Source organism: Dendronalium sp. ChiSLP03b (genome assembly GCF_034531165.2).
Lineage (GTDB): Bacteria > Cyanobacteriota > Cyanobacteriia > Cyanobacteriales > Nostocaceae > Dendronalium > Dendronalium minutum.
The window spans coordinates 223,355-249,626 of the sequence record NZ_JAVRBR020000016.1; the positions used below are offsets into that span (position 1 = coordinate 223,355).

At 41.3% G+C, this 26,272-nt stretch carries 26 protein-coding genes and 1 tRNA gene; 12 read left to right on the plus strand and 15 right to left on the minus strand.

The window, feature by feature from the left end; all coding sequences use genetic code 11:
* Positions 1 to 56: 56 nt before the first annotated feature.
* Both RMY31_RS04170 and RMY31_RS04175 read right to left on the minus strand, forming a co-directional pair.
* On the minus strand, positions 57 to 476 hold the full coding sequence (locus RMY31_RS04170) for a type II toxin-antitoxin system VapC family toxin (protein ID WP_322657018.1): 420 nt from the start codon (positions 474 to 476) through the stop codon (positions 57 to 59).
* The gene (locus RMY31_RS04175) at positions 473 to 721 is read right to left on the minus strand and encodes a hypothetical protein (protein WP_322657019.1); all 249 of its coding nucleotides are present in this window, start codon (positions 719 to 721) and stop codon (positions 473 to 475) included. The genes RMY31_RS04170 and RMY31_RS04175 overlap by 4 nt, the downstream gene beginning before the upstream one ends.
* A 91-nt stretch (positions 722 to 812) precedes the next feature.
* Between RMY31_RS04175 and RMY31_RS04180 the strand changes: the two genes are divergently transcribed.
* On the plus strand, positions 813 to 956 hold the full coding sequence (locus tag RMY31_RS04180; RefSeq protein ID WP_322657020.1) for a hypothetical protein: 144 nt from the start codon (positions 813 to 815) through the stop codon (positions 954 to 956).
* A gap of 81 nt (positions 957 to 1,037) precedes the next feature.
* Here the strand turns inward: RMY31_RS04180 and RMY31_RS04185 are convergent, their stop codons facing one another.
* Both RMY31_RS04185 and RMY31_RS04190 read right to left on the minus strand, forming a co-directional pair.
* The gene (locus RMY31_RS04185) at positions 1,038 to 2,228 is read right to left on the minus strand and encodes a GUN4 domain-containing protein (protein ID WP_322657021.1); all 1,191 of its coding nucleotides are present in this window, start codon (positions 2,226 to 2,228) and stop codon (positions 1,038 to 1,040) included.
* Positions 2,229 to 2,373: 145 nt separating this feature from the next.
* Positions 2,374 to 3,882, minus strand: a complete 1,509-nt coding sequence (locus RMY31_RS04190) for an NAD(P)/FAD-dependent oxidoreductase (RefSeq protein WP_322657022.1) — start codon at positions 3,880 to 3,882, stop codon at positions 2,374 to 2,376.
* A 208-nt stretch (positions 3,883 to 4,090) separates the two neighbouring features.
* On the opposite strand from RMY31_RS04190, the gene RMY31_RS04195 reads away from it, so the two are divergent.
* A complete protein-coding gene (locus tag RMY31_RS04195) occupies positions 4,091 to 4,873 on the plus strand; it encodes an ABC transporter ATP-binding protein (protein WP_322657023.1) in 783 nt (260 codons plus the stop codon).
* A gap of 132 nt (positions 4,874 to 5,005) precedes the next feature.
* Positions 5,006 to 6,475: an MlaD family protein gene (locus RMY31_RS04200; RefSeq protein WP_322657024.1), complete on the plus strand. Its 1,470-nt coding sequence runs from the start codon at positions 5,006 to 5,008 to the stop codon at positions 6,473 to 6,475.
* 91 nt (positions 6,476 to 6,566) lie between these two features.
* On the opposite strand, the gene RMY31_RS04205 is transcribed toward RMY31_RS04200, so the two are convergent.
* Positions 6,567 to 7,382: a pentapeptide repeat-containing protein gene (locus tag RMY31_RS04205; RefSeq protein ID WP_322657025.1), complete on the minus strand. Its 816-nt coding sequence runs from the start codon at positions 7,380 to 7,382 to the stop codon at positions 6,567 to 6,569.
* Between the two features lie 121 nt (positions 7,383 to 7,503).
* Here RMY31_RS04205 and RMY31_RS04210 point away from each other — a divergent pair, with 121 nt between their 5' ends.
* The 9 genes from RMY31_RS04210 (at position 7,504) to RMY31_RS04250 (ending at position 16,690) form a co-directional block, all read left to right on the plus strand.
* Positions 7,504 to 7,989: a glutathione peroxidase gene (locus RMY31_RS04210; protein WP_322657027.1), complete on the plus strand. Its 486-nt coding sequence runs from the start codon at positions 7,504 to 7,506 to the stop codon at positions 7,987 to 7,989.
* Between the two features lie 178 nt (positions 7,990 to 8,167).
* Positions 8,168 to 8,749: a phycobiliprotein lyase gene (locus RMY31_RS04215; RefSeq protein ID WP_322657028.1), complete on the plus strand. Its 582-nt coding sequence runs from the start codon at positions 8,168 to 8,170 to the stop codon at positions 8,747 to 8,749.
* A 301-nt stretch (positions 8,750 to 9,050) separates the two neighbouring features.
* Positions 9,051 to 9,785: a 15,16-dihydrobiliverdin:ferredoxin oxidoreductase gene (locus RMY31_RS04220; protein WP_322657029.1), complete on the plus strand. Its 735-nt coding sequence runs from the start codon at positions 9,051 to 9,053 to the stop codon at positions 9,783 to 9,785.
* An 11-nt stretch (positions 9,786 to 9,796) separates the two neighbouring features.
* A complete protein-coding gene (locus RMY31_RS04225) occupies positions 9,797 to 10,543 on the plus strand; it encodes a phycoerythrobilin:ferredoxin oxidoreductase (RefSeq protein WP_322657030.1) in 747 nt (248 codons plus the stop codon).
* 592 nt (positions 10,544 to 11,135) lie between these two features.
* On the plus strand, positions 11,136 to 11,657 hold the full coding sequence (locus RMY31_RS04230) for a phycocyanin subunit beta (RefSeq protein WP_322657031.1): 522 nt from the start codon (positions 11,136 to 11,138) through the stop codon (positions 11,655 to 11,657).
* A 101-nt stretch (positions 11,658 to 11,758) separates the two neighbouring features.
* On the plus strand, positions 11,759 to 12,250 hold the full coding sequence (gene cpcA / locus RMY31_RS04235) for a phycocyanin subunit alpha (RefSeq protein WP_322657032.1): 492 nt from the start codon (positions 11,759 to 11,761) through the stop codon (positions 12,248 to 12,250).
* A gap of 138 nt (positions 12,251 to 12,388) precedes the next feature.
* Entirely contained in the window at positions 12,389 to 13,216 is an 828-nt protein-coding gene (locus tag RMY31_RS04240) for a HEAT repeat domain-containing protein (protein WP_322657033.1), read from the plus strand.
* A 671-nt stretch (positions 13,217 to 13,887) separates the two neighbouring features.
* Positions 13,888 to 16,152: a GAF domain-containing protein gene (locus tag RMY31_RS04245; protein ID WP_322657034.1), complete on the plus strand. Its 2,265-nt coding sequence runs from the start codon at positions 13,888 to 13,890 to the stop codon at positions 16,150 to 16,152.
* Positions 16,153 to 16,615: 463 nt separating this feature from the next.
* A tRNA-Lys gene (locus RMY31_RS04250) sits at positions 16,616 to 16,690 on the plus strand.
* A 304-nt stretch (positions 16,691 to 16,994) separates the two neighbouring features.
* Here the strand turns inward: RMY31_RS04250 and RMY31_RS04255 are convergent.
* The 10 genes from RMY31_RS04255 to RMY31_RS04300 form a co-directional block, all read right to left on the minus strand.
* Positions 16,995 to 17,354: a hypothetical protein gene (locus RMY31_RS04255; RefSeq protein ID WP_409877290.1), complete on the minus strand. Its 360-nt coding sequence runs from the start codon at positions 17,352 to 17,354 to the stop codon at positions 16,995 to 16,997.
* A 12-nt stretch (positions 17,355 to 17,366) separates the two neighbouring features.
* Positions 17,367 to 19,184, minus strand: coding sequence for a WD40 repeat domain-containing protein (locus RMY31_RS04260; protein WP_322657035.1), 1,818 nt, complete (start codon positions 19,182 to 19,184; stop codon positions 17,367 to 17,369).
* A gap of 24 nt (positions 19,185 to 19,208) precedes the next feature.
* On the minus strand, positions 19,209 to 20,183 hold the full coding sequence (locus RMY31_RS04265; RefSeq protein WP_322657036.1) for a hypothetical protein: 975 nt from the start codon (positions 20,181 to 20,183) through the stop codon (positions 19,209 to 19,211).
* 62 nt (positions 20,184 to 20,245) lie between these two features.
* On the minus strand, positions 20,246 to 20,548 hold the full coding sequence (locus RMY31_RS04270) for a hypothetical protein (RefSeq protein ID WP_322657037.1): 303 nt from the start codon (positions 20,546 to 20,548) through the stop codon (positions 20,246 to 20,248).
* 53 nt (positions 20,549 to 20,601) lie between these two features.
* Positions 20,602 to 22,770, minus strand: coding sequence for a peptidase domain-containing ABC transporter (locus tag RMY31_RS04275; protein WP_322657038.1), 2,169 nt, complete (start codon positions 22,768 to 22,770; stop codon positions 20,602 to 20,604).
* 103 nt (positions 22,771 to 22,873) lie between these two features.
* Positions 22,874 to 24,322 carry an HlyD family efflux transporter periplasmic adaptor subunit gene (locus RMY31_RS04280; protein ID WP_322657039.1) on the minus strand — a complete coding sequence of 483 codons (1,449 nt, stop codon included), beginning with the start codon at positions 24,320 to 24,322 and terminating at the stop codon, positions 22,874 to 22,876.
* Between the two features lie 151 nt (positions 24,323 to 24,473).
* Positions 24,474 to 24,734 carry a CTB family bacteriocin gene (locus RMY31_RS04285; RefSeq protein ID WP_322657041.1) on the minus strand — a complete coding sequence of 87 codons (261 nt, stop codon included), beginning with the start codon at positions 24,732 to 24,734 and terminating at the stop codon, positions 24,474 to 24,476.
* Positions 24,735 to 24,784: 50 nt separating this feature from the next.
* Positions 24,785 to 25,045: a CTB family bacteriocin gene (locus RMY31_RS04290; protein WP_322657042.1), complete on the minus strand. Its 261-nt coding sequence runs from the start codon at positions 25,043 to 25,045 to the stop codon at positions 24,785 to 24,787.
* Between the two features lie 51 nt (positions 25,046 to 25,096).
* Positions 25,097 to 25,357: a CTB family bacteriocin gene (locus RMY31_RS04295; RefSeq protein WP_322657042.1), complete on the minus strand. Its 261-nt coding sequence runs from the start codon at positions 25,355 to 25,357 to the stop codon at positions 25,097 to 25,099.
* Between the two features lie 598 nt (positions 25,358 to 25,955).
* Positions 25,956 to 26,267: a hypothetical protein gene (locus RMY31_RS04300; RefSeq protein ID WP_322657043.1), complete on the minus strand. Its 312-nt coding sequence runs from the start codon at positions 26,265 to 26,267 to the stop codon at positions 25,956 to 25,958.
* Positions 26,268 to 26,272 lie beyond the last annotated feature (5 nt).

A 26,272-nucleotide genomic window follows, 5' to 3' on the forward strand; every position in this document is an offset into this window, starting at 1 on the left:
AGAAAGTTTGTAAATTTAACCTTAGTATACTTTGAGTACTTAGTCAGTAGAGTAGTTCAGATAAACCAGTTCTCGACTTGTAGTTCCATAAAATCAGCGTAGTCTGAGACATTATTAGTAACAATAATCAAACCGTTAACCTTAGAAATTGCAGCGATTTGACCATCTACAAATGATGGCGTTTTACCAATAGTTACTAAACGCGCTCTTTCTGTAGCGTGCCATTTAGCTGCGTTAGTATCATATGGTAATAAGGGTATATTAGGCTGAACTATCTCTTGAAGATATTTTTCTATAGTTTGACGTTTTTTCGACTCTGGAAGGCGGTAGCACCCAAAAAGTAATTCATGATAGACAACAGTTGCTGTTGCTATTTCATTTTCATGTCGCCGCAGCATTTTGATAACATTCGGGTTTGGAATTGGGCGCAATGGCTCAGAAAGAATATTAGTATCTAATAAAAAGCGCAAGTTCACCAAGTTACCTCACGTCCTGGTGAAGTATCTCGTACATCTGCAAAAGTTTCTGGTTCAATACCTGCGGCTTCTAATTCTTGTTCTTGGCGAAAATTTTCTAGGCATTTCCAGAATTGCGATTCACCACTGACGCTTGTTGTAGAGTCTTCGCATAAAATTTCAATGACTATTTCTTGCCCGTCAGGGATGTTTATTTCTTGAAATATCTCTATAGTATTTTTGCGCTTAATGCCTTTAAGTTTCATAATTTTTATTCTAGTTTGCAACTACTGGGGAAGCAAGTTATTAGTAGGGTTGAGGGCTAAAGCAAAGACGAAGAAATCCTCTCTAGGACAAATGAGACTACCTTGGGATGAATGGGAAGCAAGTAACCAAGAAATAGAAGAAGTCACATCTAAGTTTATCTTTGCTAATTGTTATGACAGCCAAAAAGCTTGCATTGTACTACAAACACAACAAGAAAATGTTATTGATGCCTAGTACCAGGTAACGGAAACGTATAACCCGCAATACTTCGTAGGAAATGACTTATTTAGGAATCTTTACAATTTTGTGTAAGCCTTATATGTTACAGTTTACAAGTCTCGATGCGAAAGAAGAGATCCCTACAGTCCAATCTAACCACGAAGTCTCGAAGGACATGTCTTTCCACGTCATCATTGGGAGATGTCCCATAGGGGCATTTACGTTGGATTTTATACTTTCCTCTATTATATATCCCCCAAACCACCATTTTGCGTATATCTGCCATCCCACACGAGTGTAGAAAGCATTCCACTTTTGTCCTACTTCTAGCCAGATTTTTTTCTGCACACTAAACCCGAAGCGTCCATTGCTGTATCTTACCCACAGTTGGTCAATAGTGCGTAAATCAGTGCAGGGAAATTTTTTCATTAATTCTATTTCAAGACTGCCTCCTTTCTCCCTACCTGCAACTTTTCGCATCACTTTTAAAGTTTCTCGATCCGCTTCTTTCCAGTTTCCTGCTTTGAGTAAATCGCGCAATCGCGTATAGTCTACACCCTTCTCAGAACTCAGATCGTCAGTTTCTTCTTGTTCTCGTTTTAGTCGTAGTCTCTTGGCTTCTTGTTCTTGTTGCCGTTTTAACCTCTCAGCTTCCTGTTGTTTCTGTATTCTCTCAGTTTTTTCTTGTTGGCTTTGCAGCCTTTCGGCTTCTTGTTCTCGTTGCAGTCTCTCAGCTTCTTCTTGTTCTCGTTGTCTTTGTAACCTTTCAGTTTCCTGTTGTTGCTGTAGTCTCTCAGCTTCTTGTTCTTGTTGGCGTTTTTCTCTTTCCTGCTTGAGTTTTTCAACAGCAGCCCGAATACCTTTGGCAACATCCGTAAAAGCCTCATCTTGAGAGTGCCAGTACCTTGACACTACAGGTTCAGCATTCTTAGGTAAAGCTTGCAGTTTAGCAAATGGCGCGCCAGTCCAATCAACAGGCCGCAAAATTACCGGAATAACACAAGCTTCGCCTTGATGGTGGCGTTCTATTGCCTTCTTTACTTCCACATCCCAGCAATACTTAGAAAAAAGAAAATCTGAACTGACAAGCAATAGAATAATGTCAGCTGTGTCTAAATTGTCGTTAATTTGGTAATCCCACTCTTCTCCGGGTAGTATCTTGCGGTCGTGCCAGCTTGATATTACACCCTGCCATTCCAATATAGTCAGGTGTTTAGATAATTCATCCCGTAGAGATTCATCTTTATGAGAGTAAGAAAAGAAAAGCTTTAAAGATTCCTCTGCCATTTCTGCGTGTAGGAGTAGGATAAATCAGGCTTAGGGTAAATTATAGCTTTTTTACCTAATTTCCCTGATCGCCTAACGGCAGTAGCTAGGGTAACTTGAAACGCCTGCAATTATTTTTCAAATTCGTATAAACACAAGAGTGTAATCAATAGTTTAAATTTTCCAATAACTGTGCTGTTTGCGATCGCTCCACCAAACTATTGGCACACAAAATCCCCGAAGCAGCTACCGCAGGTACACCAATTCCCGGCATAGTGCTATCTCCCACGCGATACAAACCTTGGATTGGCGTTTGCGTACTCGGAAACATCTTACCAGCTGCGATCGCCGGGCCATATGTTCCTTGATACCTTCGTAGATAATGGGCATGAGTCAGCGGTGTCCCAATGAGTTCCAAAACCACACGCTCTCGAACATCAGGGATAATTCGCTCTAAGGCACAATATAAAGATTGTGCTTTCTGTTGTTTCTTCGCTTCATACCCATCATTTCGTTCCCATCCCGCGTAGGGTTCCAGGCTATAAACATGAACCACATGATGTCCCTCTGGTGCTAGATGCCGATCCCATACACTCGGAATCGATATCATGCAAGTATTTCCTGGTGCGATAATATCTTGACTGGAATCGCGAACTACCACATGATGTCCTGTTAAATTCTCTAAATCTGCCGCCCGAATACCTAAGTGCAAATGCATAAAACTTTCAACTGCTGGTGTCTTTAAAGCAGCTTGGCGGTAAGACGCAGGCAAATCTTCAGAATTTAGTAAGTTATTACAAGTATCCCAAATTGTTGCATTAGAAATCACCACAGGCGCTTTTAAGATTTCACCTTTTTGCAACCTAACACCAACTGCTTTTCCAGTTTCCACGAGAATTTGCTCAACGTGACACCCCAGACGCAACTCACCACCCCAACGTTCTAACCCTCGTACCAAAGCATTTACAATAGCCCCACTGCCTCCCACAGGATACTCAACCCCAGTACGAGAACGTTCGCCTAACATAAATGCTACCTCTGGGGCAATTGTTCCATGTGCCTTTAAACCAGAAAGCAGAAAGCATTCCAGGTCAATAATTCCTCGCACCCAAGAATCTTTCACTGTAGCATCCATGACATTGCCAACAGAAGCCCCCACAAGCGGCAAATAAGGTAACATTTTTGCCAAAGATGGCAAATAACGTTTTAGCAATACTAAAATCACTTGCCAATCAGCCCTTAACGCCAAAGTGGGAATGCCTTTCATTGCTTCGTACAATCCTAGCAAGCGTTCTTCAAACTGCTGAAATTCTCTAGCTCCTTGTGGCGTAATTTTAGCTACTTCTTCTCGATAGCGATCGGCATTACTATAAACTGCAAAAGTTCCTTCAGGAAAGTGATAATGTCCTAGAGGATTGTAGGGTATAACTTGAAGAGATTCACCAAGCACATCCAGAACTTGTTTTACAGGATTCAAATGGGAATTGGTCAGACCACAATAGAAAGAAGGGCCAGAATCAAATTCAAATCCCCGTCGTCTAAAACTGTGGGCTGCACCTCCAGCAATTGTATGACTTTCACAAACAATTACCCGCTTACCATAACGGGCTAATAAACCAGCAGCAGATAACCCGCCAATACCGCTACCAATAACTATGACATCACTATTTTGCATTTTTGTCAGTTGTTAGTTGATAGTTGTATTTTCCACTGACCGCTGACCGCTGACCACTGACCCTTCCTTCGGGTGACGCTCGTTCCGACGCTCGATGACTCGCTAACGCTTCGCTATCGCTAACGCTGCGCTAACGCCAGTTGTTCATGGGGGAAACCCCCAAGACCACACTGGCTCACCACTGATCACTGACAACTGACCATTAATAATGACTGAACCACTAATTGAACTCAAAGGCGTTTCTAAGACCTTTGGTAACAATAAAGTTTTAGATAACGTAGACTTGACAATTTACCGAGGAGAAGCACTGGGGATTATTGGGCCTTCTGGAACTGGTAAATCGACAATTTTGCGGGTAATAGCTGGCTTATTGAATCCCGATGAAGGAGAAATATACATACAGGGAGTGCGACGAGACGGCTTGATTGAAGATAGTGTTGACCCAGTTGGCATCGGTATGGTATTTCAACAAGCAGCGTTATTTGATTCGTTAACAGTAGACGAGAACGTCGGGTTTTTGCTATATCAACATTCCAAGTTACCGCGATCGCGCATTCATGAATTAGTCAAAGAAAAATTAGAAATGGTAGGTTTGTCGGAAATAGGGCATCTCTACCCATCTGAACTTTCTGGAGGAATGCGAAAACGAGTCAGTTTTGCCCGTGCAATTATGTCTAACCCCGATAATCCCAAAGATAGTCCAGAAGTTTTACTATACGATGAACCAACAGCCGGACTTGACCCAATTGCCTCAACAGTGATAGAAGATTTAATCCGTCAATTGCAACTAGCAAACGGAGTTTGTAGTACCTATGCCATTGTCACCCACCAAGACAGCACTATCCGTCGTACAGCTGATAGACTAGTGTTTCTCTATCAAGGTAAAGTCCAGTGGCAAGGTACAGTTAGTGAAATAGAAAGCACAGACCATCCATTAATCAAACAATTTATGAGTGGGAATGTGCAGGGGCCTATTCAGGTTGTGAGCTAGAAAGTTAAGAGTGATGAATTAGGAGCGATCGGTTGACAGTAAGTAGTTGAATTTAACTCCTAACTCCTGTACAGACGCGATTAATCGCGTCTGTACTCCTAACTTTTAATCGGTTATTGGTAGAGGATAAACATGCGAGATATCATAACAAACCGCTTCGTATCTAGGCGAACATTGAGAGAAGGTTCAGTAGGATTATTTGTGCTGCTGGGACTAGGGGCATTTGTATTAATTTTCTTGTGGTTGAATAGATTTACCTCTGCTAATAGTTCATATAAAGCTATTGTTGAATTTGCCAATGCTGGCGGAATGCAAAAAGGCTCGCCAGTTCGCTATCGTGGCGTGAAAGTAGGAAGTATTTCTCAAGTTTTGCCCAAGGCAAATGCTGTGGATGTGGTCATTGAAATTGCTTCACCAGACCTGATCATGCCCCGTAACGTTTTAATTGAAGCTAATCAGAGTGGACTAATTAGCGAAAGCATTATCGATATCACACCAAAAACTTCGCTACCTACTAGAAATATTATCGCCAAACCGCTAGACAAAAGTTGTAATTCCAACCTCATTGTTTGTGATGGTTCGCGGTTACAAGGACAGATTGGCATCAGTATTGATGAACTTATTCGCAGCTCGACTAGTTTGGCTACTGCATATAGTGACCCCAGATTTTATCAAAGAGTAAATAGACTTCTAGAAACCTCATCAGCAGCAGCAGCTAGTTTTACAGAACTCAGTCAAGATATCCGAAGTTTAAGTAAGAGTTTACAAGGACAGTTAAATACATTTACAGCCACTGCTAATTCAGTGCAACGGGCGACAAATGAACTCACAGCGTCTACTACTAAAACGGTAAATCAATTAGGTGTAACCGCAAGTCAATTTGGTTCAACCGCCAGTCGAGCTAATAATCTTCTGAGCAACTTAGATAACTTAGTAACTACAAATCGTTCTGGGTTGGTTAGCGCTTTGAACAATATTACCGAAACCAGCAATCAACTACGCGTTACAGTCAGTACCCTATCACCGGCTGTGAATCGCTTAACCCAAGGAGAGTTACTCAAAAATTTTGAAACTCTTTCAGCAAATGCCGCCCAAGCTTCCGCTAATTTGCGCGATGCCTCTAACAGCTTAAACGATCCCAAAAACTTAGTACTATTGCAACAAACTTTAGATTCAGCACGGGTAACGTTTGAAAATACCCAAAAAATTACATCAGATTTAGATGAATTGACAGGTGACCCAGCTTTTAGACAAAATCTGCGGCAACTGGTAAATGGCTTAAGTGGTTTAGTATCCTCTACACAACAGATGCAAGAACAAGCAAAGGTGGCTGTCACCCTAGACTCAATGAAAGCTGCCGTTGCGAATCAACCCAAGACTATTGCTGCCAGCCCAGCACCAACTAAAAAAGCGATCGCTGACAACAAACCCTCACCTGTCTACACAACTAATCCTCTACCTGCTACTGTTCAGATAGTTGAGAAAAAACCTGAACTTATTGTCAGTCCAGTAACTTCCATTTCCTCTCAAGAAAAGCTATTGCAACAATTGCGAGAGCATGGGGAACAGCGGAAACAAGGGAAGATTGAGCAGGGGAAGTAAAGAGAGATGGGGACGTGGGGACGCAAAGACAAAGAGATAAGAAAAATAACTCCTAACTCCCGTAGAGACGCGATTAATCGCGTCTCTACTTCTAACTCCCCACTCCCCTTTCCAAGCTGGCCCGTGTTGTTTTGCGCGTAAATAAATTCCAGGTATCCAACTCTTCTATAGAGTAGTTGAGAAGGCGCGTTCTATGTTCTTCGCTGAGTCCCTGCACGTTGGAAAAATCTGCTCCAGCAATGCTTTCTAGCTGCTCAAACTCAACATTAGTCAAATCGGCTGCCCGTAAATCCACGTATGCCAGATTTGCTCCATTTAATCGGGCATTTCGTAAGTAAGCTCCTGTCAAAAAAGCTTTCCGCAAGTCAGCACTACTGAGTCTAGCTCCTTGTAAATTTGCTCCTGTTAGGTCAGCACCACCAAGATAAGCCCCCAGTAGATTCGCACCTTGTAAATCGGCATCTCGCAAGTTAGCAGTATTGAGATTAGCACCATTAAGGTTGGCACCTGGCCCAACCGCTCCTGAAGTTTTGTAGGCAAATCCTTCAGGAAAAATCGTTTGACTATCATACTGAGATACTTGCAGCTTAGCTCCCTCTAAATTGGCACCGCTGAGGTCTGTTCCACTAAGATCCACTCGGTATAAATAGGCTCCCTGTAAGTTGGCGTTTCTCAAGATTGCTTTGCTCAGGTCTGCTCCCCGTAAATCGGCTTCGCTGAGATCGGCTTCGCTCAAATCTGTTTGACTGAGATTGACTCCAATCAAATTAGCTTTTTTCAGGTTGGCTTTTTGTAAATTAAGACTGCTGAAGTCTAATCGGTAAAAGTCCTCTTGGTTGAGAGCTTTCCCTGACTTGAGGGAAGCTAAAACCTCTGGGGATGGTAGCTGCATCTCCTTGCCTGTCATGAATTGAGATAAATCGTTTAGGGGTATTATATAGTCCCTTGAACCCTAGAAAATCTATCGGTAAATTTGTCATGAATCATCGTAGGATGAGGAATGGTGAAAAAATTCAGATTGACCCGACATGAGCAGGATGATCGCTGACATTTCTATCAAAACCATTGATGGCAAAGACAAGCTCTTAAACGAATATCTTGGCAAAGTGCTGTTGATTGTTAATGTAGCATCTTATTGTGGCTACACTAGCCAGTACAAAGGATTGGAAGAGCTATACCAGAAATATCGCGCTAAAGGGCTGGAAATTTTAGCGTTTCCCTGCAACGACTACGGAATGCAAGAACCAGGAACTAACGAAGAAATTGTACAATTCTACACAACCCGCTACGGTACAAGCTTTCAGTTGTTTGATAAGGTACACGCTCAAGGCTCGCAACAGCATCCACTTTATGCCCACCTCACCAAAGCCGTAGAACCCACTGGCAATGTTTCCTGGAACTTTGAAAAGTTTCTAGTCAATAGAAAAGGAGAAGTCGTTGCTCGGTTTAAGAGTGCTGTTTCACCCAATGACTCCCAATTGGTAGCTGCGATTGAGAAAGAACTAGCTCAATGAAGGCAGAAGGCAGAAGGCAGGAGCAGTCCCAATGAAAAAATTTCACCGCCATGCATGAAAAAGGGACAAGGGGGACAAGGGATAAATTCCCCCTACATCCCTTTACCTTTACACCCCTACACCCATTTTCGAGGCAGAAGGGAATAACCTAATTTAGAAGCACTCTGAGGTAGAAAAAATGGGACTCATCCCTCCTATGACAATGAATGATTTCTTTCGCAAAAGCGAAGGAGTCTGGTTTATCCAACGCACGGTGCATCATTTTGATTTAGTGACGGATGAGTCGGGGGAATCAAATCTTTATATAAGTGTCATTGCTAAGCATGACCCACGAGTCAAAACTATCTGCGAACAGCAGGGGATTGACGCAGGAAGGGCAAGAGGAGGCGCTAGCTTCATGTGGCAAGAGAATACTGATGTCCAAGAACCAAATCCGGAATATGCAGCAGTATTAATTGATGTGCCAGATGATGAAACGGGGCAGTCGGGTAAACTCTTACGCAACCAAGGCTATGTAGAAAAAATTCCGGTAGTCAGTCGTTACTGGTTTGGCAAAGACGGCATTTTGACTATTGATACAGAGTATGACAACAATCAAGGACAGGAGCGCTGCTGGTTCCTTACAGATGATTTCCGCGTGCGTGCCAGTACGGTTCGCATGATGAACGGCGTTTATTTAATGACCTATTGCTCCGAACGGCGTTGTGTCTCCAATGAAGTTTTAGCTCAAATGGTTCAACGCAATTTGTTGAGGGAGTAGGGAGTGGAAAGCAGGGGGAGCAGGGGAGGCAGGGGAAGATGAGGGGATGAAGAAGACGCGGTAACGCGGTGAGTCCAGTGCTGTAGGCGGGTCTCCCGCCGTAGGCAACTGGCGAACCCGTAAGGGTGACGCGGTGACGCAGGGATGAGGAAGACAAACAAAGAAGTTTCCTAGTTTCCAGTCCCAAATACCCAGTCCCTTAAAAAATTAAGGATTGTTGCTTTATTGATGAGAAATGGGACGCGGATTCACGATGTTTCGTATTCTCAGGAGTTAAAGGTATATGAGTCCATAACAATCGATGTATACAACCTTTATTCAGCATCTAGAACAATCACTATTTCAACGGTTTAATTTACAAAGTCGTCCGATTCCAACTGGTCTAGAGTATAAGGTAAGCGATCGCGGTAGAAACCCCGCGACTATCCGTAGTTGGTGCTATCAGTGTCCAGAATTACGAAAAATTCGCTATACAAGTATTGACGCAGGGGCAAGTGCCCAAATCCTCAATAGTGTTATTTATCCCAGTCCCCACTATGAATTACCTTTACTCGGTATAGACTTTCTATCTTTCGGTCAGGTTAAAAACTTGATTGTTATGGACTTTCAACCTTTGTTTCAAGATGAAGCCTACCTAGCAAAGTATATCTATCCCCTGAAAGCCTTGCAAGATAAGTATCCTGAACTGGCGCAAGATTTGGAAATGAAGTTCTACGATGCTAATCAGTACTTCTCAAAATATCTGCTGTTTGCCAAAACAGATGCAGAAACAGTAAAAACACGAGTGTTTACAGCGTTTAAAGATTATCTGAATCTTTACTGGCAGATGCTAGACTCAGCTGAACCCCTAACCAATTCTGAAGACATTCAGCGGATTGTTAAAGCCCAGAAAGACTACGACCAATACAGCGCAGAACGTGACCCAGCATCCGGTCTATTCAGTAGCTACTTTGGGCATGAATGGTCGGAACGGTTCTTATATGAATTTTTGTTCGAGGATGCTGTGCCGTTAGCTGCCGGCTCAGTCAAAAAGTAATTATATTTCCTATGACTTTATATCAGCCTTTTTTGGATTACGCGATCGCCCTCTTACACGAACGCCTCGACCTGCAACCATATCCGATTCCCACAGGATTTGAATCTAAATCGGCGCTTGTAGGTAAGGGCAAACATCAAGAAGAGGTATTAACCACCAGCACAGCATTTAGTGCCCCGAAACTGCGTCAGATCCGAGCTGCTCATGTGCAGGGTGGTAAATCACTTCAGGTTCTCAATTTTGTGATTTTTCCTCACTTGAACTATGACCTGCCTTTCTTTGGGGCAGACTTGGTAACGCTACCAGGAGGACACTTAATAGCCCTGGATATGCAACCGCTGTTTCGAGATAATCCAGCGTACCAAGCGAAGTATACTCAACCCATATTGCCCATTTTTGAAGCATATCAACAGCACCTCCCTTGGGGAGGAGACTTTCCCGAAGAAGCGCGTCCCTTTTTCTCGCCAGCATTTCTCTGGACTCGCCCACAGCAACATGAAGCAGTGGAAACGCACGTATTTGAAGCTTTTAAAGACTACCTCCAAGCCTACTTAAATTTTGTTGACCAAGCACAGCCAGTAACCGACTCTCATTCCCTTGCGGACATAGAACAAGCTCAACTGCGCTATCTGCGCTATCGCGCTGAAAAAGACCCAGCAAGGGGAATGTTCACCCGTTTTTATGGGCCAGAGTGGACAGAAGAATATATCCACGGCTTTTTATTTGACTTAGAAAGAAAACTGGCAGCAGTAAATTGAATTAGAGAGTTGGGAGTCAGTTGTCAGTTGTAAGTTGCCATTCTTCTTTTCCCTGTGTCCTGCCGTCCCCGTCTCCTTGTCCCCGCGTCCTCCGTTCGCGTAGCGTCGACCATAGGAGAAGTTTGCAAGGGCGGGGGAACCCCCCAAAGTTGCTTCTCTTGGGCAAAGCCCAAGACCGCACTTCTCTCCATGTCCCCCTGCCTCCCCTACCTCCCCTGCTCTCTTATCCCCAATCCCCCTTTATGAGTTGGAGTGTTAAGGAATGTTAAGGAAATTATCACAAAACTCATGATAATTCGTAACAAAAAATGATCCAACGACATAGTATAAACAAATAAAGAGGTTTAAATGCAGGTCTAAAAGATAGGTACAGGTTGTCTGACCACCTAGTTATTCAGGCTAGTGCAAGTTAACCTATACTAAGAAATGTAAAATTTTCCCAATTTCCTAATTCGGAAAAAACGGAAACATTTCGCTGGTGACTCATCAACAGGCTTTGCCTTGCCCAGGCTGCCTAGGTAGTTTTACGCCAAACTTAACCAAATTCGGTTGTAGTCTAAACCCTGCTCAAGAAAACACATAGGAGATTAATATGGTTCTCGACGCATTTGCAAAGGTAGTTTCTCAAGCTGATGCAAGAGGTGAATACCTCAGCGCTTCTCAACTAGATGCTCTGAGTGCATTGGTTGCTGATGGCAACAAGCGCTTGGACATCGTAAACCGTATTACCGGTAGTTCATCTTCAATTGTTGCTGATGCGGTTCGCGAACTGTTTGCTGAGCAGCCCCAGTTGATTGCTCCTGGAGGCAATGCTTACACCAGCCGTCGGGCAGCTGCTTGCATACGCGATTTAGACATTATCTTGCGCTATGTCACCTATGCTATTTTCGCTGGAGACTCCAGCATCCTAGATGACCGCTGCTTGAACGGTCTGAGAGAAACCTACCTAGCTCTAGGTACTCCCGGTGCTTCTGTGGCAGTGGGCGTTAAGAAGCTCAAAGATAAAGCGATCGCGATCGCCAATAACACCAATGGTATTACCTACGGTGATTGCAGCAGTTTGATTTCTGAACTGGGTGGCTACTTTGATAAAGCTGCTTCTGCTGTTGCTTAATAGTTAACTGCGGTACAGGCGACTCATCAGAGTTGTATCTTTATAGCTATTCGCGATCAGTCCATTGCTACATTTTTCACAAAATAATTGGGAGATAAAAAATGACGAAAACACCTCTAACCGAAGCAGTAGCTGCTGCTGATTCTCAAGGACGCTACCTCAGTTCCTCCGAACTTCAAGTTGGATTTGGTCGCTTGCGTCAAGCTCCAGCTGGTCTACAAGCTGCTAAAGCCTTGAGTGCAAACGCTCAAAGCCTAGCTCAAGCTGCTGCCAATGCGGTGTACCAAAAGTTCCCCTACACCACCAGCACCCAAGGCCCCAACTATGCTTCTACTCAGACTGGTAAGGATAAGTGCGTTCGTGACATCGGTTACTACCTCCGCATTATTACTTACGCTCTAGTTGTTGGTGGTACTGGCCCATTGGATGATTATTTAATCAGTGGTCTAGCTGAAATCAACCGCACATTCGAGCTTTCCCCCAGCTGGTACATTGAAGCTTTGAAGTATGTTAAGGCTAACCATGGTCTTAGCGGCGACCCAGCTGTTGAAGCTAACTCGTACATCGACTACGCTATCAATGCTTTAAGCTAGTTGATAATTTTGCCCGGAGGGGTATGCAATGACTGACAGGTGTTGGTGATTGCATACAACTCCGGGCATTGTTTTTTATGGAGAATTGAAAATTATAACTTTTTAAATTTTGCATTTTTAATTTTTAATTATTTAGCTATGGAAAACAAATATGATATCCAGGACGATAATCAATTAACAGTAGAGCAAGCGATCGCGAATCTCCAAGGTGAGGATTTGGGATTACGGGTGTATGCTGCTTGGTGGTTAGGGCGTTTTCGGGTTGATGCCCAAGAAGCGATTGATGTATTAATTGCTGCATTAGAAGATGAGGAAGATCGCACAGAAGTTGGTGGCTATCCCCTCAGACGAAATGCGGCACGGGCGTTGGGAAAACTCGGCAATCGGCGTGCGGTCGCGCCACTAATCCGGGCACTGGAATGTTCTGATTTTTATGTGCGGGAAGCAGCAGCCCAGTCCCTAGAAATGTTGGGGGACTTGTCCTGCATTCCTATCTTGATTGAGTTACTCAAAGACAACGTTCCCGGAACCCTACCTGCTCCGGAACCCCCTCAGCTGGCTCAACCCTATGATGCGATTTTAGAGACCTTGGGAACCCTAGGGGCAACGGATACAATTCCAGATATTTGTCCTTTTTTAGATCACTTCATACCTCGGATTCAATATTCCGCAGCGCGGGCGATGTACTTGTTAACCGCCGATCCAGAGACAGCAAATCATTATGGCGATCGCCTTGTGCAAGAACTTTCCAACGACAATTTGCAACTGCGCCGCACTGTCCTAGCTGACTTAGGAGCAATCGGATATTTACCTGCCGCCGAAGCGATCGCCCAGACTCTAGCAGAAAACAGTCTCAAACTAATCGCCCTCAAAGGTTTACTAGAAAAGCAATTGCAACAGACCACACCACCAGATTTATCTTCAGGGGCAATTAAAGTGATGACATTGATGGATGAATTACTTTAGAAGTATCACAGCATTTGATAACAAATAACTAGTTTTTATTTGACAATTGCACTCAGGAAATGTTGAAGACTCGATACGGTGATTTCCTCGAAATTTCTTAATCTATACTCACCTTCGTCTAACGCTCTTAGTGTTAGCTAGTCCTTGAGCATCATCCGAAGGGGTTTTGCCTGTATAGTTGCGACTTCCAGTTGCGTAGTACAAAATATTAGGTAAATCTTTCTTTCTATCACCCTCCACAAGTAAACTAAACGTTTATTTGCTGTTTATTTGCTTACTATAATTTCGGATATTTAATTTATTACTATACAAATCCTGCTTTTGTGTTACCTTCTTTTAGTTATGTAATTATAACTTTATTAAAAAATGTAACATTTTAATTAATCTATTAGTTGAATTTAGTGAAATATATGCAATATTAAAAATTATTAATAGAAAATATCAGCAAAATTGCCCTAAATTGCAAATGCGTTTTAACCGTGAAAAAGTAGAATTTGCTACACTTACTGCTATTGACTTGTCTGGATTTCCGATCGGAAGTAGAGAAAAATAAAATCATTGTCAGCAAATACTGAAAATGCTTCGCAATTAGGCGCTATAGGGCATTTTCTGAAAGCAAAATTATAAGAGAGCGCCTAGAAGAGTCAGTAATAGCAGATAGGGACTCTCGCATGAATATAAATCCAGCTGAATCGATTGGAGATTTGAAAAAATCACATCCTCATATTCTCTTCGGAACAGAATTAGACGAAAACAGTGGTAACGAACAGTTTCTACTGAGCATGTATGATTCTGTGCAGGCATCTATTTTTGTGGTAGATGTTCTGGAAGATGGTGATTTTCAGTATGTGGCACTCAATCCCACTCATGAGCGATGGTTAGGAATTAGCTCAGAGGATCTAAAGGGCAAAAAACCAGAAGATATTCTCTCACCAGTTGATGCTGCTAGAGTGCGTCAGCATTACGCTGATTGTGTGCGCTTTGGCAAAACTATTTCCTACGAACAATGCTTGCAATTTCAGGGTGTTGCGACTTGGTGGAGTACGACTCTCACGCCACTGCGGGATGGTAACTCCAGGATTTATCGACTAATTGGCACTAGTAGTAATATTACTCCTGCTAAACAGGTAGCACAAGCAAGGGGAATTCAAGCTGAACGAGAGCAATTATTAGAAGCGATCGCTCAACGGATTCGCGAATTCTTAGATTTAGAGAAAATTCTCCGGCAAACAGTCAAAGAAATTCGACAGTGTCTGAATTGCGATCGCATCCTGATTTACCATATCCAGCCTGATGGCAGTGGCACAATTGTAGCCGAATCAAGCGTAACTGCTGGGGGCTCGCTTTTAGGCAAAAACTTCCGAGATCCTGGCTTTAGTGCCAAATATAAGGAACGCTACGGACGGGGTTGTATTCAAATTGTTGAAGATATCTATGCAGCAGGTTTACATCCCGAACATATAGATTTTCTCGCCTCATTGCAGGTAAGAGCCAATTTAGTAGTGCCAATCTTGTTACAGCAAGACTTGTGGGGGCTTTTCAGTGCCCAGCATTGCTATGAACCCCATCAATGGCAGCAGATAGAAATCGATCTGCTCAAACAAGTGGCAACCCAAATCGGAATTGCTGTTCAGCAGGCAGAACTACATCAACAAATACAGCAGTTGAGAGCCAAATTGGATTTGCAGGCGCAGCAGCATCAAGTTCAGTTACAGCAGGCACAGAACTTTCAAGCACTGGTGCAACGCATTACCGAACAAATCCGCGACAATAAAAATGAAACTCAGGTACTGCAAACAGCCACTCAGGAATTGGCACGATTACTGAAACTTGACTCTTGCTATATCGAACTTTATAGCCACTGCCGCACTAGCGTTAGTGTTGCATACAAATACGCAACAACCAATTTACCTCCAGAAACGGGATTTACTAGAAAGATTGGAGACTTTCTTGAAATTTATCAACTACTCTTGGCTAAAGAATATCGACAATCAATAGAAATTGTTCCTGGATGGCATCCCAAGTTATATGTAGTCACCCAGCTAGCTTGTCCCATCTTTGACGACCAAGGAATTCTGGGAAATTTTTGGCTACTGCGACCCACACAGGAGATGTTTGACGAGTTTGAAATAGAACTAGTGCAGCAGCTAGCAAATGAATGTGCGATCGCAATTCGCCAAGCCCGGCTTTACGAAAATACTCAAGTGCAGGTAAGAGAATTAGAAAAACGAGAACGCCTCAAAAACGAATTTCTTAGAACCCTGTCCCAAGAACTGCGGACACCCATAACTAGCATTAGCCTAGCCGCTCAAACTCTCGAAAGTGTGCTGACACCAGAAGGGATATTAGATATAGAGATAGTACCGCAACTATTGCAGATTTTGCATAACGAGTGTGGAAGAGAAAGCAAATTAATTAACGATTTGCTAACACTCACATACCTAGAAACCGACCCTGCTCCTCCGACTTTAATCCCCATTGATTTACAAACCTGGCTTCCTCCAATTGTTGAGTCTTTTCGAGATATTACTAGTTGCCAGCAACAGCAATTAAAGCTAACGATTGAGACTGCACTTTTGCCATTAGAGACAGATATCACCGATTTAGAGCGAATTATCACCGAACTATTAAACCATACTTGCAAATACACTCCAGCAGGGGAATCAATCACAGTATCTGCTCGCCTAACAGGCGATACAGTGCAGTTAAGTATCACCAATTCCGGATTAGAAATTACCGCTCATGACCTGTCACGGATTTTCGAGCCATTCTATCGCCTTTCCAAAAACGATCCCTGGAAATATAGTGGCACTGGATTAGAAATGGCATTAGTGCAAAAAATGGTCAAACATTTAGGAGGCTCAATTCAGGTAGAAAGTGCAGCTGGCCAAACTACCTTCATTGTTAAATTTCCCAGAGCGTTGTTGCACGATTAAGGAAAATGGTAAATTATACCTATCCAATATCCCTTCTCTACTAAAGACCCTGATAGCCTAATTATGAACACGAAAGCCAAAGCCAGGTATAAAGTTCGTAATTGGCAATCTGTTGAATCTAAACCATAGAAACAGGAGTCTGATTATAATAGACGTTCTTTGTCCGAAACCGCTATGTTTCGACTCAAAAGCATTTTTGGGGGTAAGTTAAGACGACGTTTTTTTTTGATAACCAAGCTGTCGAATTATTTCTGCTGCGGTGCTGCGCTTAATCGCACGATCCAATTGGGCAAACCAGATAGCTACAAAGTGGAAGACTAACTCACCACTCTATTGAGAAAAGGTGTGTCTTTTTTTCTGTTTGATGCAACAAAGCCATACGCTAGAGCAACTGCACCATAACTCATGCTAGACATCAGTACTGGTAAAACCGTCAGAAATTTGCTATTATTATTTTCTATGCGGGTGACTAGCTCAACGGTAGAGCAGTAGACTCTTAATCTATTGGTTGCGGGTTCAAATCCCTCGTCACCCACCAACAATGTACATTAACTAATTATTTGTCACTGTTAACAGATTGATGTCACAATTAACAAATTATTGTCACTGTTAACAGATTAATATCATCTTTGAGAAATTAATCTCACTTTAGATAACTAGAATGCAGCTTCTCTAGTAGAGATATTTACAAAATTATTTTGTCGTATAATAAAATATTTTCTTAAAAATGTACATCCAAATTGATGCAGAGAACTTTTATTACCTCATTGTTATGTCTGATTCAAATGGAACGCAAATTTTAAAGCTCGCTCTTGTACCGTAAATTATTTTTGCAATAGGTTTCATATCATTATAGTTTGAATCACATCGCAACTTACATTTCCTTGGAGCGATTGTAAGTTGATGCGCGATAAAAAAGCATAAACACTCTTTACGGTCGTTAACTTTTGACGGTGAGGCAGTCTAGTCTTGGGGGTTTCCACGCCACTTCCTACCCTGCGGGAAGGCGTTCCGCCTACAACGGGGGTTCCCCCCTTCGGGTTCGCAGTTCCTTCAAGTCGGCGAAGCCGCCCAACGGACTGCTTACCGCAACGGAGTGGCTCCCCATGAGGAACTGCCGTTAGCGCAGCGAAGTGCGAGTCCTCGCCTAAGGGGTGACACTGAAAGCGATAGCGCAGCGTTAGCGAGTCATCGAGCGTCACCCGTAAGGGTTATCAGTCTGAAAAATTCCAAACTTTTACAGTCTTATCTTTACTAGCACTCACTATTTTATCGGAGTTTGTTGCAACTCCTAATACCCAATCAGAATGATTAGAAAGAGTATGGAGTAATTTACCACTTTGTAAATCCCATACTTTCACTTTATTATCAAGACCACCACTAACTAAATATTTTCCATCTCTACTAAAGTTGACAGATACAACTCTGCCAGCATGTCCCTCAAGATTTTGGAATAATTCTCCTGTTTGCCAATTCCATACCTTGATAGTTTTGTCCCAACTACCACTAGCCAAATATTGACCATCTGGACTAAAAGTAAGAGAACGAACTGCATTGGTATGAGAGCTAATCGTACGAATTAAAGCACCAGTTTTTAAATTCCAAATTTTAATTTTTTTATCTATGCCACCAGTAGCCAACACTTGAGCGTCAGGATTGATAGCTACAGTAAAAATCCTGCCTCTATGTCCTTGATTTGTACGCAATAATTTACCAGTGTGGAAGTTCCAAAATCTTAATTCACCAATTTCATTACCACTAATAATTGTACTTCCATCTGGAGTGATGGCAACAGACCAAATAGGGTTATTACACTCAAACAGAGTGTTAACTAATTGATTTTTTTGCAAATTCCAAATTTTTATTTTTCCATCATCACTACCACTAATCAGAGTTTTATCGTTATCAGTAAGCACTAAAGACCTGATAGTAGCAGTATGACCAATTAAATTATCTTCAATGTTAGTTTCTAAATTCCAAACTTTAATTTTCCAATCTTCATCCCCACTAACTACAGTTTTACCATCCTTACTTACAACAACAGACCAAACGGCATCAGTATGTCCAGTGAGTGTTTTAGTCAGGTTAATATTTCCTATTTTTTGAATATTTGGTGTTATTGAAACATGCATTGTAGTCTCTGGATCAATTACAGGAAGAGTCATTAAACGAAAAATATAAAAACTCCCAAACATGAGTACAAACAGTGAAGCAATTCCCACTGTACATCCCCATATAAAGCTATTATCAAAATTGAAAATAGCCTCCATTCCTTTTCCTGTCGTCTCACTCAGTGCTGCTTTAGCTAAAATAATTTGACGATAATCTTCTACTTGATATTTTTTGTTTTCTCCCTGTATCTGAGTTTTTACATTCTGTATTTGAGTATGTACCTTTTGTATTTGGGTAGGAACGCTTTGTATTTGAGTCTTGACAATATTCCTTTTAAAATTACTTACTTTAGCTTCATTCTTTGCCGATGCTTTTGGCATCTGTGTAGTTTTTACAAATTTAATCTCAGCATTATTTGAGATAAATAAATTCAGTAAATTTCCCTGTGCTAATGCAATATTACTTTGTTCGCACACCTCTGAAGAAACTGCGATTCCATCACGCACAGATGTATATTTATTGAAATCTGTAATAAATATGGTTTCTATAAAATCAGGTAAAACTTCCCTATCTATCTGTGATGCAGTTCCAATCTGCAAACAATTAAAAATATTATTTAATAACGAAGTTTGTAATTTTCCAGCAAAATAGTAACAAATAAAGTAAGGTACATGAGCGCGTCCGAAATCGTCGAAACCATCATTATAAAGCCAACCAAATAAAGTTTGGTCAGAAGAAATTTGATGTAAGTATATAGCTTTATAGCCTATACTAGGTGGAGCGTAAGCATCCCAATATTGATAAACTATCTGTTGCAAAAAAAATTGCTGGACTTCTGGGGGAACCTCTGCACTTTTGAGGACTGTAAACCCCACGCCAGCAAAGCTAGTATAAATAAGCTGTCCAAAAAGCTGAGACATGGCGAAAAGGGGAAATAAATTATGTTAACGTGTAGTCTGACTTGGTTGAATTTGACTTTGTGGTTGTTCTTTCAAAGGTAGTTGTTCTGGGGGAAAGGTAAAAACACCAAATGCAAATAATATAGAAGAAATCACTCCTAATAAACTCACACTTGCCAAAGATAATATTAAAATATACCGCCGCATTTGCGGTGATATAACCTGACCGATAAATAAACTTTGATTCAGTCCGTTGGCAAGATTTTGTTGTGCAAGAAAATGGTGATGTTTATTTAATTCCGCTAGCAACCAAAGTAATGGTTCAGCAGCACCCCTCGCCCTGAGTGCAGCAACACCTTCCATAGAGACGATAGGAATAGCTGAATAAAATTTTTGATAATTAGCTTTGACAGCATCAAGGCGAGAAACTAAAGGTTGGAGACTCTGCTCAATTTTCAATTTGGTGACTGTACCCTGTTCCAAAAGGTCGCATTTTGTGAGAATAATAGCAAAGACATATTTGAGACGATGTTGAGAAGTAAGAGAAGCGATCGCTACTACCTGATGAAAGATATCTTCTAATGTTTGGCTATATTTTGTGTCATGTAATAACGCATGAGCGTTAATAAATACGCAACAGCCATGGGAAGCTAAGATCATTTCCTGAAAATCTGGATTGCGGATATCACATGATTCACCCGGAATGTCCCACCAGCGGAAGTTACAGAGGGTTTTCATCCCCCAAAGACTGTGACGTTTTAAGCTGAAATTAAAGCTAGTAATTTTAATTGTTGCGGGTGGATAAAGATTTGTATTGGCAACATGGTTAATAATTTTTTCCATGTTTGCTTGGACATCGGTATCTTGACAATCAAACCAGAAATTATGGGGGTTATTGACGAGAGTATCAGCATGTAATTCGGCGTAACTTCCTGCTAAGAAAACTGTTTTGCCTACACCACGTTGACCAATACTTAATAAGCTAAAAGTTTTGGGATTTTTTGCTGGGGTGATATTCATATAAGGTAGATCGGCATCAATAAAGTTAACTCGTGAAGTCGTAAGTTGTCAGAACCCTAATCCTAAAAACCAAAATTGCGGATCAGTCGATAAAGAAACTGTAGAGGTTTGCCACGACGAACACGCCCAGAGAAGGAAGAGGTAAATCCAAATGTGATTTGACGGAAACTATAGCCTGTTCTAGATGAAGATGATAAATTCAGCGAACCGTTATTACTAGAGATATTGGTATTGTCTTCAGCAAAAGAATCTATTGCTGTTTGTTGAAAGAACAAGCCTTCAAATCCTCCATTAATTTGTTCTTGTTCTTGAGATGATAGGTCTATTAAACCATCGGATTTATTTGTTTTATCGAGTTTATCCATAGCTTTATCCAAGTGTTGGTAATTACAGTAAAAAAGTTTGTGCAATGAAGAGTTTAGTAAGATATAAATTTTAAATGTTCTCCAGGGAAAGAACGTAATTTTTGCAAATCTCCCTGTACCAATACTTTACCTTTATCTAATAAAGTCACCCAATCTGCACGCTCGATAACACTTGGACGATGGGTAATCATAATGGTAGTTCTACCTTTACGATATGCCAGTAATTTATCTAAAACATTTGTTTCGCTAACTGGATCTAATCCCGCTGTAGATTCATCTAAAATTAAGATAGGGGGGTCTGTAACAATTCCTCTGGCTATGGCTAATCTTTGTCTTTGTCCCCCGGATAAATTTGCGCCGAATTCGCCTAAAACTGTTTGGTATTTATTAGGCAATTGGCTGATAAAATCATCAGCGTCAGCGATTTGACAAGCTTTAACGATTTGTTCAAAAGAGATATAAGGTGTGCCTAAGCGGAAATTTTCGATGATGCTGCGACTCCAAAAATGTGGATCTTGAGGAACGTAGACGATTTGTTGACGCAGACATTCTAGAGATAAGTCTTGGAGGTTAAAGCAGTCTATCCGGATATTACCAGAGTTTGGTTGGTATAATCCAGCAATCAGTTTGGCGAGGGTGCTTTTGCCACAACCCGATCTGCCGATAAGGGCGATCGCACATCCTCCTGGAAGTGTTACGGAAAAATCCTCCATTAACTCAAGCCTTCCAGCATGATGGAAGTTGAGGCTTTTACAAATAATGTCTGCACTACCCGGAAGCTGAGCATGTGGTTTTTGCGTAGTTGTGGTAATTTCTGGTGTCGCGTCTATTACTTCTCCTAAACGAGTGACTGCTGTTTGAGTGCGGTAATATTCATCGACTAAGCCGATTAAAGAACCCATCAATGCCAGAACATTTCCTTGCAAACTATTAAAAGCTAGAAGTTGTCCGATACTCAATTCTTTACTAATAACTAGTAAACTACCAAAACCGAGTAAAGAAATACTACCAATACTACTGACCATTTGCGAAAAAATTCCATTGACAATGCTAATTTGGACGGTATTGAAGGTAATATTTGCTAAACGTCCAAATCGAGTTTGAAATTCTTCCCAAAATTGTGGTGCGGCGTTGGTCGCTTTGATTACCAATGCACCTTTAAAAGTCTCTACTAATACTCCTTGGTTTTCTGAAGATAAGACTAATAATTTACGAGTCGCTTGTTGCAAAATCGGCATGAAAGGAAGTGTCGAGCAGGTCATTAACACCCCAATCAGAGTCACAGCTAACGTTAGCTTCCAACTGTAGAAAACCATGAAACAGAAGGAAATAAATGCTACAAAAAATTGGCTTGGTAACAGTGCGACAATTTGCGAGACTAACTGGTTTATTTCATTAATATCTCGGAGGCGACTAACAATTTCACCACTTCGTCTAGTTTCGTAATAACTCAGAGGTAAATTTAAAATTTTGCGACCAAAATCTAAGACAAATCCTAACTGTAATCTTTGGCTAAAATGAGCAACTAAAGTAGATTGTAATAATTGCAATGCACCATTAAATAAGGTCATCACTACCACGGCGACAATAACCACCGTGAGTAATTGCGTATCTTGTCTAACTAAAACATCATCTGTAAGGATTTGCAGTAAAAATGGACTAGCAAGAGACAGGATACCCAAAACAATATTGATGAGTAAAACCCCAAAAATTAAACCCCGATAGGGTAAAATACGTCCCAGAAAACGCCCAAAGCCAGTCGCAGTGTCTGTTTCGCTTTGCTGAGATAAAGACGCTACGTCCGGTTCCAATAGCAACATGATGCCATTCCATGATGCTACTAACTCCGCACGTTTGAGATAACGGATACCTAATGCAGGGTCAGCTACTATGTATTTATTACCGCGTTTACCGTACAGAACCACCCAATGGTAGCCTTTCCAGTGGATAACACCTGGTAAAGGAAGTTCTTTTAAACGGTCTAAAATGTCTGGAGAAGCTTTGACAGAACGGGTTTTAAAACCTAAATTTTCAAATCCTCGTTTCAAACCTAGTAGCGTAGTTCCTAACTGCCCCGTTCCCACAGCCTCCCGACTGCGACTAATACTAATCAAGCGTCCGTAATACTTGCAGATAGAAGCAAGACAAGCAGCACCGCAGTCTTCCTCACTTAGTTGGAGAACACATTGATAAGCATTGCGGCGAATAGGTGAAGAAACCATAGGGCATTCATCGAAAAATTAGCAGGATTGAAATTCCCTTTTCTCCACATCTGGGCCATTCTGCGTGAGATAAGACTAGATCAAACGCAGAGATATCAAAAAGTTAAATATTCGATATCAAACGCATTTTGCGGAGGATAAATGTCAAGACTGTCTCTTGACTGGAGATGATATCGGCTTTGCCTTCCATGCCCGGTAGTAGTTGGCACTGGTGTTTGCTGTCGCCGAGGTACATCTTTTCGGGTTCGATGATTACTACATAAGCAGAAGTCTGATTTCCGGAATCGGGCAAAGTATCTGGCGCGACAGTTTTGACAGTGCCTTTGAGAGTGCCAAAGTCAGGGTAAGGACAGGCAGAAACTTGCATCTGTACAGCATGTCCTGGTTTAACTTTGTCGATATCGCTAACGGAGACTTGGGTTTTGATAACGAGGGGTGCGTTTTGAGGCGCGATGTAAGCAACTGCTTCTCCCGAACGAACGACTTGTTGAGGGTTACGCAGGCTGAGTTGTAAAAGGGTTCCAGTGGTGGAAGCACGAATGATAGTGTTGTTGAGGTCGCTATTTAATTGTTGCAGTTCTTGTTGAGTGCGATCGCGTTGTTTTTGCTGTTCTAATTTTTGTTGCAGCAATGTTTGTCTTTCTTTATCCAACGCGGCGAGGCTGGCTTTTCCCTTAGCTGTTTCTTGACTGATGCGTTCCACCGCCACAGTGACGGTTGCATTGCTGGGGTTAATAGCGGTATTTGCCCGTTGCAGGTTGAGTTGAGCAACTTTCAGGGCTTGTTGTTTCTCTTCTAGAATATTTTTTGCCGAAATTTTCGCCTGTTCTAGTCTTGCTTGGGCAGCTTTAACAGCTTGTTCTTTTTCTTCTAAAAGATTACGGGGAATTGCCCCAGATTCTACAATGGCTTGCAGTCTATCCCGTTGGGTTTTGGCTAGTTGCAGGCCAGCTTCTGCTTCTTTGACAGTCACAGCTAATACTTGTTCTTTCTGTAATCTTTCAACTTGGGTCTTTGCTAGTTGTACAGCAGTTTCCGCTTGATTTTTATCTGTCTGTGCCTTAATCTGTAGGTCTTGATAGTTGCGTTCTGTCCCTGCTAACTCAGCTTCAGCGGCGGAGACGTTACGGTTTATTAAGCTAGTTTCTGCGGCTACTTGTGATTCCAGATTTTTGATTTGTGCGTCGATTTGCCGAATTTGCAACTCACTTTGTTGAATGGTGCTTTGCAGTTGGCTTTTTTGGGTTTGCAAACGGGAGTCATCAATACGGGCAATTTCGTCCCCTTGTTTCACCTGTTGATTATCACTAACCAAAATTTTTGTTACTGTTCCTTCCACGGCTGCTTGGACTAACCGCAAATCTCCTGCTGGGCGAATTGTTGCTGGAACTTTAATTGCAATATTATATTTAAGAACTGTAGATAGGGCAACTGCCCCACCAAAAATAGTAATCAGAAATGCTCCCCCGATCATTACCCAAGGACTAATCCGAGGGAGAAACTCATTTCCTTGAATTGCTGGCAGATGTTCAGGAGTTGGAGTTTCTAGCATAGTTATTAATCGTGTTAATTCAAAAAGATTAAAGATAAAAAAGATAAAGGGCAAAGGATAAAAGAACAAAAAATCTAATTCTGTGTTCATCCTTTACCCTTGATATCGACCTTTAAGGATGCCATTAATTCAAATGAATTAATGCTCTCAGTTAGGTGAGATCGATCTTGAACAACTCGTTAGCGAAGGTATTAACATTAGAAGCTGCGGTAGCTCGTGTAACTCGACTGCCACCGGGGCCAGACTGGACATCGGAAACAGTTGCTAGTTTTTGTTCAGAAAAACCAGTATTAACTTTATTAGCTAGGTCAATACCATCAATATTTCCGATACTCAAACCGCCTGCGATCGTTTCTTCTTGCTCCGCAGATAAATCTACTAATAATTCGGATTGTATGATTGAATCAGACATAATTTTTACCTCAATTGAATGTTGAATGTGAATTGAATTAACGCTCTCAGTTAACCGAGATCGATCTTGAACAACTCGTTAGCGAAGGTATTAACATTAGAAGCTGCGGTAGCTCGTGTAACTCGACTGCCACCGGGACCAGACTGGACATCGGAAACAGTTGCTAGTTTTTGTTCAGAAAAACCAGTATTAACTTTATTAGCTAGGTCAATACCATCAATATTTCCGATACTCAAACCGCCTGCGATCGTTTCTTCTTGCTCCGCAGATAAGTCTACTAATAAATCAGATACGATGATTGAATCAGACATGATTTTTTACCTCAATTGAATGTTGAATGTGAACTGAATTTAAGCTCTCAGTTAACCGAGATCGATCTTGAACAACTCGTTAGCGAAGGTGTTAACATTAGAAGCTGCGGTAGCTCGTGTAACTCGACTGCCACCAGGACCAGACTGGACATCGGAAACAGTTGCTAGTTTTTGCTCAGAAAAACCTGTATTAACTTTATTAGCTAGGTCAATACCATCAATATTGCCGATACTCAAACCGCCTGCGATCGTTTCTTCTTGCTCCGCAGATAAGTCTACTAATAAATCAGATACGATGATTGAATCAGACATAATTTTTACCTCAATTAAGTGTAGTTGTTGTTGATTTTTAGGTAGTGTTAGTCAGTTTTATTTTTTCTCAACCTTATACATAATTAATTGATGCAGTAAAGCAAGAATATTTTGTATAACCGACTGTTTTTTTCAAGCGACCTTTACTTGATTCATGAATACAGTCTAAATAGAAAACATAGCTTTTGTCTATAAAAGTAGATAGGTCAAAAGGACATAAAAGTTACATTTTTAGTGATAGTTTTTTGTAATTATTGTATAGAAATAGACTAAAAAATCCATTATTTATTTCAAGAATAGGTGTGAGTCTAAATAGAAGAAACAATGTTTAAAAAAGCTAGGTTTATTTGGAATAAACTAAAACATTTATGTCCCTAACAATTGAGGAATTATTAGAAATAGAAAAGAAAACAACGCCAGATACGTCTGACGTTGTTTTAGAAAGTTAATTAATAGCTTTAAAAGCTAAACTATCAAAATTAAACAAAAGGCAAAATTATTACACTCGTTAATATTAATTTTTTGAATTTCTATTTAATCCCAAAAATGCTTAATTTAGAAACAATAGCATTATTTTTTTGTATATCTATATTTATTATTACAATAAATTAGAGTTAATGCATTTGCAGTTATATAGCACTCCTAAATCATTTGTGAGAATTTGAGATTGTTGCGACACTTCTGGTGCTGCTTTATCCCACAGTTGTTGTCCCCATACATAGCTTCGTTGAGCCGCGATCCCATTTCGTAGCATTCTTCTCGACTGTTGTGCTATCTGCAACCTTATCTTTTTAAGTATTATTCCCACAGCATCCCAAATCAAAACCACACCGCCCAACAAAGTTAAACAATAGTAGGTAAAATTTGTTATTAAACGCCAAAATGTATACGGTAGCTTTACTGTCTTCATTCTCA

Coding starts and splice junctions, on each gene's coding strand:
- RMY31_RS04175 (WP_322657019.1), bottom strand. CDS start 721: ATGAAACTTAAAGGCATTAAGCGCAAAAATACTATAGAGATATTTCAA.
- RMY31_RS04180 (WP_322657020.1), top strand. CDS start 813: ATGAGACTACCTTGGGATGAATGGGAAGCAAGTAACCAAGAAATAGAA.
- RMY31_RS04185 (WP_322657021.1), bottom strand. CDS start 2,228: ATGGCAGAGGAATCTTTAAAGCTTTTCTTTTCTTACTCTCATAAAGAT.
- RMY31_RS04190 (WP_322657022.1), bottom strand. CDS start 3,882: ATGCAAAATAGTGATGTCATAGTTATTGGTAGCGGTATTGGCGGGTTA.
- RMY31_RS04195 (WP_322657023.1), top strand. CDS start 4,091: ATGACTGAACCACTAATTGAACTCAAAGGCGTTTCTAAGACCTTTGGT.
- RMY31_RS04200 (WP_322657024.1), top strand. CDS start 5,006: ATGCGAGATATCATAACAAACCGCTTCGTATCTAGGCGAACATTGAGA.
- RMY31_RS04205 (WP_322657025.1), bottom strand. CDS start 7,382: ATGACAGGCAAGGAGATGCAGCTACCATCCCCAGAGGTTTTAGCTTCC.
- RMY31_RS04210 (WP_322657027.1), top strand. CDS start 7,504: ATGAGCAGGATGATCGCTGACATTTCTATCAAAACCATTGATGGCAAA.
- RMY31_RS04215 (WP_322657028.1), top strand. CDS start 8,168: ATGGGACTCATCCCTCCTATGACAATGAATGATTTCTTTCGCAAAAGC.
- RMY31_RS04220 (WP_322657029.1), top strand. CDS start 9,051: ATGTATACAACCTTTATTCAGCATCTAGAACAATCACTATTTCAACGG.
- RMY31_RS04225 (WP_322657030.1), top strand. CDS start 9,797: ATGACTTTATATCAGCCTTTTTTGGATTACGCGATCGCCCTCTTACAC.
- RMY31_RS04230 (WP_322657031.1), top strand. CDS start 11,136: ATGGTTCTCGACGCATTTGCAAAGGTAGTTTCTCAAGCTGATGCAAGA.
- cpcA (WP_322657032.1), top strand. CDS start 11,759: ATGACGAAAACACCTCTAACCGAAGCAGTAGCTGCTGCTGATTCTCAA.
- RMY31_RS04240 (WP_322657033.1), top strand. CDS start 12,389: ATGGAAAACAAATATGATATCCAGGACGATAATCAATTAACAGTAGAG.
- RMY31_RS04245 (WP_322657034.1), top strand. CDS start 13,888: ATGAATATAAATCCAGCTGAATCGATTGGAGATTTGAAAAAATCACAT.
- RMY31_RS04260 (WP_322657035.1), bottom strand. CDS start 19,184: ATGTCTCAGCTTTTTGGACAGCTTATTTATACTAGCTTTGCTGGCGTG.
- RMY31_RS04265 (WP_322657036.1), bottom strand. CDS start 20,183: ATGAATATCACCCCAGCAAAAAATCCCAAAACTTTTAGCTTATTAAGT.
- RMY31_RS04270 (WP_322657037.1), bottom strand. CDS start 20,548: ATGGATAAACTCGATAAAACAAATAAATCCGATGGTTTAATAGACCTA.
- RMY31_RS04275 (WP_322657038.1), bottom strand. CDS start 22,770: ATGGTTTCTTCACCTATTCGCCGCAATGCTTATCAATGTGTTCTCCAA.
- RMY31_RS04280 (WP_322657039.1), bottom strand. CDS start 24,322: ATGCTAGAAACTCCAACTCCTGAACATCTGCCAGCAATTCAAGGAAAT.
- RMY31_RS04285 (WP_322657041.1), bottom strand. CDS start 24,734: ATGTCTGATTCAATCATACAATCCGAATTATTAGTAGATTTATCTGCG.
- RMY31_RS04290 (WP_322657042.1), bottom strand. CDS start 25,045: ATGTCTGATTCAATCATCGTATCTGATTTATTAGTAGACTTATCTGCG.
- RMY31_RS04295 (WP_322657042.1), bottom strand. CDS start 25,357: ATGTCTGATTCAATCATCGTATCTGATTTATTAGTAGACTTATCTGCG.
- RMY31_RS04300 (WP_322657043.1), bottom strand. CDS start 26,267: ATGAAGACAGTAAAGCTACCGTATACATTTTGGCGTTTAATAACAAAT.